Origin of the sequence: Flavobacterium sp. SOK18b (assembly GCF_014156605.1) — a bacterium.
Classification (GTDB): domain Bacteria; phylum Bacteroidota; class Bacteroidia; order Flavobacteriales; family Flavobacteriaceae; genus Flavobacterium; species Flavobacterium tiangeerense.
In genome coordinates this window covers 1-11,011 of sequence record NZ_QKNZ01000141.1, presented here as the reverse complement: position 1 = coordinate 11,011, position 11,011 = coordinate 1, and the positions used below count along the sequence as shown (strand labels likewise).

The 11,011-nt window shown below is 31.1% G+C and carries 9 protein-coding genes and 1 pseudogene; 6 read left to right on the top strand and 4 right to left on the bottom strand.

Features of this window, described 5'->3' with window-relative positions; translation table 11 throughout:
• The 6 genes and pseudogenes from DNC80_RS15920 to DNC80_RS15160 form a co-directional block, all read left to right on the top strand.
• Positions 1-190: pseudogene (locus tag DNC80_RS15920) on the top strand (hypothetical protein); the annotation flags it as partial.
• A 194-nt stretch (positions 191-384) separates the two neighbouring features.
• Positions 385-1,785, top strand: a complete 1,401-nt coding sequence (locus DNC80_RS15180; RefSeq protein ID WP_144890735.1) for an arginine decarboxylase — start codon at positions 385-387, stop codon at positions 1,783-1,785.
• A 92-nt stretch (positions 1,786-1,877) separates the two neighbouring features.
• The gene (locus DNC80_RS15175) at positions 1,878-2,849 is read left to right on the top strand and encodes a deoxyhypusine synthase family protein (RefSeq protein WP_182651933.1); all 972 of its coding nucleotides are present in this window, start codon (positions 1,878-1,880) and stop codon (positions 2,847-2,849) included.
• Between the two features lie 9 nt (positions 2,850-2,858).
• A complete protein-coding gene (locus tag DNC80_RS15170; RefSeq protein ID WP_144890733.1) occupies positions 2,859-3,263 on the top strand; it encodes a DNA primase in 405 nt (134 codons plus the stop codon).
• Positions 3,264-3,336: 73 nt separating this feature from the next.
• Positions 3,337-5,448: a DNA helicase RecQ gene (gene recQ, locus DNC80_RS15165; RefSeq protein ID WP_182651932.1), complete on the top strand. Its 2,112-nt coding sequence runs from the start codon at positions 3,337-3,339 to the stop codon at positions 5,446-5,448.
• Between the two features lie 8 nt (positions 5,449-5,456).
• The gene (locus tag DNC80_RS15160; RefSeq protein WP_182651931.1) at positions 5,457-5,930 is read left to right on the top strand and encodes a DNA-deoxyinosine glycosylase; all 474 of its coding nucleotides are present in this window, start codon (positions 5,457-5,459) and stop codon (positions 5,928-5,930) included.
• Between the two features lie 4 nt (positions 5,931-5,934).
• Here the strand turns inward: DNC80_RS15160 and DNC80_RS15155 are convergent, their stop codons facing one another.
• The 4 genes from DNC80_RS15155 to DNC80_RS15140 all read right to left on the bottom strand — a co-directional run bounded on the left by DNC80_RS15155 (position 5,935) and on the right by DNC80_RS15140 (position 10,845).
• Positions 5,935-6,450 carry a DinB family protein gene (locus DNC80_RS15155; protein WP_144890727.1) on the bottom strand — a complete coding sequence of 172 codons (516 nt, stop codon included), beginning with the start codon at positions 6,448-6,450 and terminating at the stop codon, positions 5,935-5,937.
• An 11-nt stretch (positions 6,451-6,461) separates the two neighbouring features.
• The gene (locus DNC80_RS15150) at positions 6,462-9,047 is read right to left on the bottom strand and encodes a phosphoenolpyruvate carboxylase (RefSeq protein WP_182651930.1); all 2,586 of its coding nucleotides are present in this window, start codon (positions 9,045-9,047) and stop codon (positions 6,462-6,464) included.
• An 87-nt stretch (positions 9,048-9,134) separates the two neighbouring features.
• On the bottom strand, positions 9,135-9,614 hold the full coding sequence (locus DNC80_RS15145) for an Lrp/AsnC family transcriptional regulator (RefSeq protein ID WP_072943262.1): 480 nt from the start codon (positions 9,612-9,614) through the stop codon (positions 9,135-9,137).
• 76 nt (positions 9,615-9,690) lie between these two features.
• On the bottom strand, positions 9,691-10,845 hold the full coding sequence (locus DNC80_RS15140) for a M14 metallopeptidase family protein (RefSeq protein ID WP_182651929.1): 1,155 nt from the start codon (positions 10,843-10,845) through the stop codon (positions 9,691-9,693).
• Between the last annotated feature and the right edge of the window lie 166 nt (positions 10,846-11,011).

The window sequence follows — 11,011 nt, the reverse complement described above, 5'->3', positions numbered from 1 at the left end:
TATAGTATTTGATCAAAAAGATATAGATCCCATATTTGAATTACTAGTTCATGACAAGAAAAATGAATATGGGGAGATACAATTTGCCCTAATCGAAGGTATTGGTAAAATTAAAATAAATCAATTATATATTATTTTTTACATTTGCACCAATGAAAAAAAGTCGAAACAAATTCAAGTATTGCTCTAATAAAAACAGTAACAAAATGTCTTTTTTAAGGATGTTAAAGCGTTTTTATTCTATAAAGGGAAATTTTAGTTTTGATGTTTTTCAGTACATGAAATCAGATACTGAAAAACTTCAAATTGTGTATGCTAATATTAGGGTTTGAATGATAGATTAATCTATTTTATTTAAATATTTAATCTACAAAATCCATATCCATGAATACAAAATATTCTGACTTAATAAATCAAACATACTATTTTCCACAAGAAGAATTTACTCTAAATAAAGATCATTTACTTTTTCATAATATTGATTTAATGAAATTAGTTGAGCAATACGGTACGCCTTTAAAATTTACCTATTTGCCTCAAATTTCTAATAACATCAGCAAAGCAAAAAGCTGGTTTAGAAAATCAATGGAAAAAAACAAGTACGAAGCAAAATATTACTATTGCTACTGTACTAAAAGCTCTCATTTTGAATACATTATGAATGAAGCTTTCAAGAATAACATTCACATAGAAACCTCTTCGGCTTTTGACATTAATATTGTTGAAAACTTAATGGAGAAAGGTAAGATAAACAAAAGTACCTATGTAATTTGTAATGGTTTTAAAAGAGATCAATACATAGAAAACATTGCTCGTTTAATTAATAACGGACATAAAAATACAATACCAATCATTGACAATTTTGAGGAATTAGACTTGTTACAAGGTCAAATCAAAAATAAGTTTAAAATAGGTATTCGTATTGCAGCTGAAGAAGAACCTAAATTTGAGTTTTATACCTCTAGACTTGGTATTGGATACAAAAATATAGTTCCATTTTACAAAAAAGAGATTAAAGAGAATAAAAAATTGGAACTGAAAATGTTACACTTTTTTATCAATACTGGAATCAATGATAATGCATATTACTGGAACGAATTAGTAAAATGTATTAAAGTTTATGTAGCGCTCAAAAAAGAATGCCCTACACTTGATGGATTAAATATTGGTGGAGGTTTTCCAATCAAAAACTCATTAGCATTTGAATATGATTACCAATACATGATTGATGAAATCATTAATCAAATAAAAATTGCTTGTGATGAAGCTGAAGTTGATGTTCCAAATATTTTTACTGAATTTGGATCCTTTACGGTAGGTGAAAGTGGTGGAGCTATTTACCAAGTTTTGTATCAAAAGCAACAAAATGATAGAGAAAAGTGGAATATGATTGATTCTTCATTTATTACCACTTTACCAGATACATGGGCCATTAACAAAAGGTTTATTATGCTTGCAGTGAACCGTTGGAATGATACTTATGAGCGGGTATTACTAGGTGGAATGACTTGTGATAGTGATGATTATTACAACTCTGAGCAAAATATGAATGCTATTTATTTGCCAAAATACAATAAAGAGAAACCGTTGTACATTGGGTTCTTCAATACTGGTGCCTATCAAGAAACTATTGGAGGTTATGGTGGTTTACATCACTGTTTAATTCCACAACCGAAGCATATTTTAATTGATAGAGATGAAAACGGAATTCTAGCAACCGAAGTGTTCTCAGAGCAACAGACCTCTGAAGATGTTTTAAAAATATTAGGTTACGATCGAAAATAATCTATACTAATAAAGGGACGAATTCAAAAAAATGTTAAATTTGAGATAATTTTAACATAATTTACAAAAATATTTTAAAAATTTATATAAAAATGAGTAAAGGACCAATCAGTCAGTTTATCGAAAAGCATTATTTGCATTTCAACTCTGCATCTTTAGTTGACGCCGCAAAGGCATATGAAGACCAATTAGCAAATGGTGCAAAAATGATGGTGAGTATGGCTGGCGCTATGAGTACTGCTGAGATTGGAAAGATATTCTCTGAAATTATCCGTCAAGATAAAGTACATATTATATCATGTACTGGAGCAAATCTAGAGGAAGACATCATGAATCTTGTAGCGCATACTCATTATGAAAGAGTTCCAAACTACCGAGATTTAACACCTCAAGATGAATGGGATTTATTAGAGCGCGGTTTAAATCGTGTTACGGATACCTGTATTCCTGAGCATGAAGCTTTTAGACGTTTGCAAAAGCATATTTATAAAATTTGGAAAGATGCTGATGATAAAGGTGAGCGCTATTTTCCACATGAATTCATGTATAAAATGTTATTATCAGGTGTTCTTGAAGAATACTACGAGATCGATTTGAAAGACAGTTGGATGTATGCTGCAGCAGAGAAAAATTTACCAATTGTTGTTCCAGGTTGGGAAGACAGCACTATGGGTAATATTTTTGCTTCTTATGTATTAAAAGGAGAATTGAAAGCATCTACCATGAAATCAGGAATTGAGTATATGACTTTCCTTGCCGATTGGTACCCAAAAAACAGTTCAAATGGAATAGGATTTTTTCAAATTGGTGGTGGTATTGCAGGAGATTTCCCCATATGTGTGGTACCAATGTTGTATCAAGATATGGAAATGCATGATGTTCCTTTTTGGAGCTACTTCTGTCAAATTTCTGATTCAACTACAAGTTATGGTTCCTACTCAGGAGCAGTACCAAATGAAAAAATTACTTGGGGTAAATTAGATATCAAAACACCTAAATTTATTATTGAGTCTGATGCAACCATTGTTGCCCCATTAATATTCGCTTATTTATTAGATCTATAATATACATTTATGAAAAGAGTAATTGTTGATTACGCAAAACTTACCAATGAAATTTTAAACCTTCTTGTTGATAAATTTCCAGATGGTTATGATGATTCAAACATTATTAGTTTTAGAAACGCAAAAAATGAATTAGTTGAAGCAGTAGAAGTTAGAACTGAAGATACAATTTATTTAGTAAAAGTAAGTACTAAACTAGCTGATAGAATTGAGAACTATGACGAAGATGATGAAATTATCTTAGATGATGTAGTAGAACCAATCAAAGGCTTAGATCTAGATGATGATATCGATGATGATGAAGACGAGGCTATCGATAAACCTGATACAGATTCTGGTGATGATGAAGATGACGAAGATGATAATGACAGAGATTTTTCTGATGAAGATGAAGATGACGAAGACGAAGATTAATTAGTTTTTAAAATAATAAAAAAAGGAACTCCTAAAACGAGTTCCTTTTTTGTATAAATAGGTAAAACCAACCATGACTCAAGAAATTTTACACGCCAAATTGAAAGAAAATTTTGGATTTGAAAAATTTAGACCTAATCAAGAAGACATAATTAATAGCATTCTTTCAGGACAAGATACACTTGCCATTATGCCTACAGGTGGCGGAAAATCTATTTGTTTTCAATTACCTGCTTTACTTTTTCCGGGGATTACAATCGTTATATCACCTTTGATCGCTTTGATGAAAGATCAAGTGGACAGTTTAAGAGCTAATGGAATTGAAGCTTGCTTTATCAATAGCAGTCAAACAGAAAGTGAAAGGAATTTTTATACAGAACGTTTGCAATCAAATACTATTAAACTAGTTTATGTTGCTCCGGAAAGCTTGTCTTTTTTGGACAATCTCTTTAATACTTTAACTATTAGTTTGATTGCGATTGATGAAGCACATTGTATTTCATCATGGGGGCATGACTTTAGACCTGCTTATACTAATTTGGGTTATTTAAAAAACAGGTTTCCCTCCACTCCTATTTTGGCCCTGACCGCCACTGCTGATAAAGCAACTCGAAAAGACATTAGCAATCAATTGAATTTAAAAAATCCGAAATTATTCGTAGCTTCTTTTGATAGAAAAAATTTAAGCTTAGAGGTTCGTCCCGCACTTGATCGAGTGCAGCAAATAATAGAATTTATTCAAGACAAACCAAATGAAGCTGGAATAATTTACTGCCTGAGCAGGAAAACAACCGAGGAACTGGCGGAAAAACTTAAAAAAAATGGTATCAATGCAAAAGCATACCATGCTGGTTTAGATAGTTCTGTTCGTTCAAAAACACAAGATGAGTTTATAAATGATGACTGCAATATCATTTGCGCAACTGTTGCTTTTGGAATGGGGATTGATAAATCGAATGTGCGCTGGGTTATTCATTACAATTTACCTAAAAACATTGAAGGATATTATCAAGAAATTGGTCGTGCAGGTAGAGATGGTTTGCCATCAGAAACAGTTATGTTTGAAAGCTATGGAGATGTTATTCAACTTCAAAAATTTGCATCACAAGGATTAAATGCCGAAGTGCAACTAGCAAAACTGGAACGCATGAAGCAATATGCCGATGCTCTTAGTTGCCGAAGAAAAATACTCTTGTCCTATTTTGGAGAATTAGTATCCGAAAATTGTGGAAATTGTGATATTTGTAAAAATCCACCCTTATTTTTTGACGGAACTGTTCTGGCTCAAAAAGCTCTTTCAGCTATAGTTCGATTGCAAGAATTAGAGCCTTTACCTGTAATTATTGATTTTTTAAGAGGATCCAAAAATGCATATATTTTTGAAAAAGAATACCAAAATTTAAAAACCTATGGTGTGGGTTCTGATCAATCTTGGTATGATTGGAACCAATACTTAATTCAGTTAATCAACTTGGGTTATTGTGAAATTGCATTTCATAAGCAGAACAAGATTAGACTTACCACTTTGGCAAAAAAAGTATTATTCGATAATGAAAAGGTACAATTAACGGCTGTTCAAAAAATAAATGCAGAAAAACAAGAAACTAAAGTAAGTAAAAGCAAAACTGTAGCAAATTCTCTTTTTGAAAATTTAAGGAAATTGCGTTACGAAATTTCTAAAGATGAATCAGTTCCTGCCTATGTGATTTTTAGTGATGCAGCTTTACGCCAAATGGAAACCGAAAGACCTACAAGTGAAAATGAATTACTAGCCATAGATGGCGTTGGTAAAGCTAAATTAGAAAAATACGGTGCCGCTTTTATACAAGCAATACTTGATTTTCAAAAAGCCAAAGGGGTTAAAAAGAAAAAAGAGGCTACAACATATAAAGAAACTTTTGATCTGTATCAACAAGGATTATCAGTTGAAGAAATTGCTCAAAAAAGAAAACTGGGTTTAAGCACGATTATGTCGCATCTAGCAAAACTTTTTGTTGACGGTAAAAACATTGATTTAACTCCATTTATATCTGATGATGAAGTTATAGAAATTTCGGTGGCCAAAACCAAACTTGAAGCACCAAGTACATTAAAACCTTATTTTGATTACTTTGAAGAAAAAATAGATTATGGTAAAATCAGATTAGGATTGGCAATTTTAGAAAAAGAAAATTCAGTTCTATAAAATTTTATATGATTCATTCATTCCCTCCTTTTGTAAATGCACAAACTAAAATTTTAATTCTAGGAACTATGCCAGGAATAGCTTCATTAGAAAAGCAAGAATATTATGGAAATCAAAGAAATCCTTTTTGGAAAATAATGTTTACGCTATTAGATAGGTTTCCTGCAACTGAAGAATTTGAACAAAAAATACAAGTGCTTCAAGCAAATAATATTGGGCTTTGGGATGTTTTAAAAAGTTGTGATAGAAACGGAAGTTTGGATATTCATATTAAAAATCACAAAGTGAATGATTTTGAGACTTTATTTATCCAATTTCCATCAATAATAACAATTGTGTTCAACGGAAAAGAGAGTCATAAGTACTTTTTCAAGAAATTTGGACAAATAAAAGGCATTACGTATTATGTGATGCCTTCTACAAGTCCTGCAAATACGATGTCGTTTGATAATAAGCTTAAAATTTGGTCAACAGGTTTTTGAAATTCTATAAATATCTTTCTTCGAAAACTTTTTGATGGTGTTTTTGATGACCAATCATAATGAATCCAATTGCTCTAACTGATATTGCTGAATTGGATGCAGTTCCAATTCTTTGAAATTGATCTGAACTTAAGCTTTTAAAAAACAATAAATTAGAATGGCGTACTGCAGATAATTCTGTAAGTAATTCTTGAATGCTTCTTTTGGTGGCCTCAGTATTGATAACATAGGTGTTTTCATCAAAACCAGGCAAAGGCGTTTGATCGTTTCTAGAGATTCGTAATGCTCTGTAAGCAAAAATTCGTTCCGTATCAATTACATGCTGAATAATTTCCTTTATATCCCATTTCCCATCAGCATACCTGTAGTCAAACTTATCCATAGGAATGTTTTGAACAAATTTAATAAAGTCATGTAATGAAATTTCTAATTCTTCAATAAGATCTACCTCTCCTAAGGCTTGTATGTATGGAGCATAAAAGGCTGCATATTCATTAATTGGTAATTGTGTTGATTTCATATCTGTGTTGTTTAAGCTGAGTTTCTACTAGCGTTTGTATTTCCAAATAAAGAACGGGTTACTATTTTCTCATATACTTTTATTAAGGCTTCGTCTGGTTGTGATTCTTTATTCAATTCATTAATTCTTAATAATGCATATTGCTGTATTGTCAACAATGGCAGTACAATACGTTCTCTTATTTGAATTGATGCTTTACCATCTGGATAATTTTCCATTAACTCTTTATGACCAGCAATTTTTAATAATAATCGTTTTGTTTCTAAAAATTCGTCGTAAATAATTTGCCAAAAAGGACCAAATTTAGGATCTTTTTTCATGTAAGCGGTCAAAGGGAAAAATGATTTAGCCAGTGACATCATACTGTTTTCAAGCAATGTTTTAAAGAACAACGAATTGTCATATAAATCTTGAACTTTATCCCACTGATTTGAATCTTCAAAGTGTTTTAAGGCTGTACCTACTCCAAAAAAACCAGGTACATTCTGCTTTAATTGACTCCAAGAACCTACAAACGGAATAGCTCGTAAATCTGCAAAATCTAATTGAGCTGACTTACTTCTCTTTGCTGGTCGACTCCCTATATTAGTCTTAGCATAATATTTTAACGTACTCATTTCCTCCAAATAAGGAATAAAATGAGGATGATTTTTAAAACTTAAATATTTTTCGTATCCCAAATTTGCCAATTGATCTAAAATCTCCTTGTCATTAATGGATAATTCGTTTTGATTTTTATCAAAAACTTGATTACTCACTCCAGCACTCAATAAGTTTTCTAAATTGTATCGACAGGAATCTAAAGTTCCAAAATTAGAACTAATTGTCTGACCTTGAACAGTAACTTGAATTTCATTGTTCTCAATATTTGGTCCTAATGAAGCGTAAAACTTATGCGTTTTTCCTCCACCACGAGCTGGAGGTCCGCCTCTACCGTCAAAGAAAATAACTTTAATGTTGTATTTTCTCGAAATCTCAGTAAGCATTTCCTTTGCTTTATAAATACTCCAATTTGCCATTAAATAGCCACCATCTTTTGTGCCGTCAGAAAAACCAAGCATAATAGTTTGCTTATTATTCCTGTTTTTCAAATGCTCAGCATAAATGGTATTGGTGTATAATTTTTCCATTATTTCATCAGCATTTTGCAAATCATCAACTGATTCAAAAAGAGGAACAATATCAACAGTAGGATTTTCCCAATCACTCAATCGAAACATGGCCAAGGTTTCTAAAACATTTAGTGCACTTTCATTATTACTGATTATATAGCGGTTTGCTCCAAATTCGCCATTATTTGATTGTATAACACGAATAGCATTAATTGATTCTAAAGTAGATTGGGTAATTTCATTTTGAAATACTTTTGGGTCTACATTTCCTTTAATAGTTTCTAAAGCTAAAATCTTTTCAGCCTCAGAAAGATTCTTATAGTTTTTTGGAAAAATAGTCGATTCTACTTGATGGAAATGATCAACGATATCACTAAAAACAGCATCATGAATTTTACTATTTTGCCTAATGTCTAACGTAGCAAAATGAAAACCAAATAAGTTCAACTTAATTAGCAAAGCATCTAATTCGTCCAAATATAAGGATTGATGCTGCTCAATAATTATTTGTTTGATTTTTAATAATTGAGTGTTGAAATCTTCTAGAGTTATAAAAATATCACCTTTTGAATAAAAAACAGAACGATATAGTTTTTGTTCAAGTTCTGTAATCAAAGTATCTACACCAGAGAACGTTAACTTTCTTTTCAAATTTCTTATTTCGATGTAATAACATTTTAAAATAGAGGTTCTTAGACGTTCAGCGACCTTCAAAGTAATCTCAGTAGTTACAAACGGATTGCCATCGCGGTCACCTCCTGGCCAAAACCCTAATTTTATTAAAGGATTTTTTATGGATAAGGAATTGAAAATATTTTTTTGTAAGTACTGAACAATCTCTCCAGAGGTTTGATAAAAAACGTTTTCAAGAAACCAAATCAAACTCACAGCTTCATCAAATGGACTAGGTTTATCTTTTTGAATAAAAGGAGTCTTCCCTAATTGCGCTAATAATTGTTTAATATCAAGAAGATCATTTTTACGAATGGCTTCGGTTAAATCATTAATTATTCCAAGAACTGCTCCAGGATAAAATTGAGTAGGATGAGCCGTTAAAACTGTTCTAACATTGAAATTCTCTAAAAACTCTACTAATTCCTCTTCATTATCTTTTACATCTGACTTTTCCTTGATATCTCGCAAAGAACCAATTCCCTCCATGTTGTTCACAACCGGAAATGCAGCGTCTTCAATCGCATCAAAAAGCACTATTTGTCGTTCGATGTATTGAATAAAACGAAACATAATGTCAATTTTCTCTTGCTCTGTTGCGTTGTGCAAATACCTTTCTGAAAAGAAATCAACAATTTCTTTAGGAGTTTCTTGTTTTTTAAACCCAGTATCACAGATATCTGTAAAAAGCGGTAATAAAGCACCTGTATTATCTATAGAGTGAAAAGGTAGTGTTATAAAAACACTATTATAAATATGGTATTTAGATAAAACATCTTGATTAAAACGTTCTATTTTGGGTAAAGTATACATAGTTTGTGTAGTTGGTTTAGTTGTTTTTTCATAAAAAAACCCCAAGAATAAACTTGAGGTTGTATTTAATTACAGCGCATTCAAGAATTACATGTTTTTGAATATGGTATGCATTAAGCGCTTTTTATCATTGATGCTTTCTTCAAGGGAAATCATCGTTTCTGTACGGTAAACGCCATCAATATCATCAATCATAAAAATAACATCCTTAGCATGTTTAGTGTCTTTGGCTCTAATTTTACAAAAAATATTAAACTTACCAGTAGTTACAGACGCTACGGTTACAAATGGAATTTCATTAATGCGCTCTAAAACAAATTTTGTTTGAGAAGTATTATTCAAGAAAACACCTACGTAAGCAATAAATGAATACCCTAATTTATCATAATCCAGAACAAGTGATGAACCCATTATTATCCCAGCATCCTCCATCTTTTTTACCCTAACATGAACAGTCCCTGCTGATATCAATAATTTCTTTGCGATATCTGTAAAAGGTACTCTTGTGTTGTCTATCAACATATCTAAAATTTGGTGATCTACTTCATCTAAACGAAATTTACTCATAACTCTCTAATTAACATTATTAATTGCTTTAACAAAGCATAAAATTATACATAAAAACAATAAAAAGACAAAAATATTAAATATTTATCATTCCATTAACAAATTTTATGTTATTATCTAAATAAAAATCGGCTTTTTGATTCAAAACAGGCAAAAAACCTGTGTTGTCAGAATAATTTGCACCATTTGCATCATACTCATAATGACCATGATAATTTTCCAATTCGTCTATTTTAGAAAAATAAGCATTAAAAAACAGCTGATTACCAACAATTTCTTCTTTATATTGCGCTGCAAAATTCGTTATTTTTTCAATACTATCATAATTTATCTTGACATTTTTATAAATAAAATCATAAAAAACGACCTTATTTTGAGGAATATTCAAATATTTATCGATTCCATTGCTAACTATATCGTTTTCGCTTAGCGCTTTAAAACCTAAAATAAAAGACATGAAAACAAATTTTCGTGATAATTCTCTTTCATAGTCGTTAGGAAAATGACCGGCTTCAAATAAAAGTGTAGGAACTCCTAAAAACTGAAAAGTATCGCCAATGCAGTTGATATTAAAGGAATCGTCAAATCTACCTATTCGACCCGGCAAAAACTGCTGCATACCTTCATTAATAGTAGCAATTAAGTCTATTGCTTTTAACCTACATTCATTAATTTCACGATCTTCGTTGTAGGACGGGGCTAAAAAAGACAATGTAGCTGGCTGACCACTATCAGCAACTCCAAAAATGGTTCTTTGATCATGTAGGTTAAAACAATAATCGGGCTTAAAATCGTCAAACACTTGTCTTAAAATATTACTTTCTGGCTGAGATAAAAGTTGAGAATCTCTATTTAAATCAATACCGTTTGCATTTTCTCTAGTGTACGCTTGCGCTCCATCAGGATTTAACATCGGTAAACATAAAAAAGTGATGCTATCTAGCATTTGCGTCGCTAAAATGTTATCACTCTTTAAAAAACACAAAAAATCAAGCAATGCTTTTGTAGTAGTACTTTCATTCCCGTGCATTTGTGACCAAAGGAAAATTTTAATTTTACCCTTACCAATTGTATAGGAATAAATAGGTTTATCTAAAACGGACTTACCGATAATCGCCAATTCATCTGAAGTATTCAAATCAGCTAATATGTGCTCAATATGATCAAGCGTTATATACTTCCCTTTAATTGCTTGAACTAGGTTGTGACTATGTAAAGCTTCTAAATTCATAATTACTATTTAATTTACAAAAGTAAACATCTTTAAAATTACAATTGTAAACAAACAAAAAGCATTTGCTTTTAATATTGTAAACACTTTTGTTTCTTAACAAAGACTCTTATAAGAGATGTTTGTAAACAAAAGGATCAACTTTAGTTTAAGATTATTAAAATAC

Bases quoted from the DNA above. Each gene is read 5' to 3' on its own strand.
- DNC80_RS15180 (WP_144890735.1), top strand. From the start codon at position 385: ATGAATACAAAATATTCTGACTTAATAAATCAAACATACTATTTTCCA.
- DNC80_RS15175 (WP_182651933.1), top strand. From the start codon at position 1,878: ATGAGTAAAGGACCAATCAGTCAGTTTATCGAAAAGCATTATTTGCAT.
- DNC80_RS15170 (WP_144890733.1), top strand. From the start codon at position 2,859: ATGAAAAGAGTAATTGTTGATTACGCAAAACTTACCAATGAAATTTTA.
- recQ (WP_182651932.1), top strand. From the start codon at position 3,337: ATGACTCAAGAAATTTTACACGCCAAATTGAAAGAAAATTTTGGATTT.
- DNC80_RS15160 (WP_182651931.1), top strand. From the start codon at position 5,457: ATGATTCATTCATTCCCTCCTTTTGTAAATGCACAAACTAAAATTTTA.
- DNC80_RS15155 (WP_144890727.1), bottom strand. From the start codon at position 6,450: ATGAAATCAACACAATTACCAATTAATGAATATGCAGCCTTTTATGCT.
- DNC80_RS15150 (WP_182651930.1), bottom strand. From the start codon at position 9,047: ATGTATACTTTACCCAAAATAGAACGTTTTAATCAAGATGTTTTATCT.
- DNC80_RS15145 (WP_072943262.1), bottom strand. From the start codon at position 9,614: ATGAGTAAATTTCGTTTAGATGAAGTAGATCACCAAATTTTAGATATG.
- DNC80_RS15140 (WP_182651929.1), bottom strand. From the start codon at position 10,845: ATGAATTTAGAAGCTTTACATAGTCACAACCTAGTTCAAGCAATTAAA.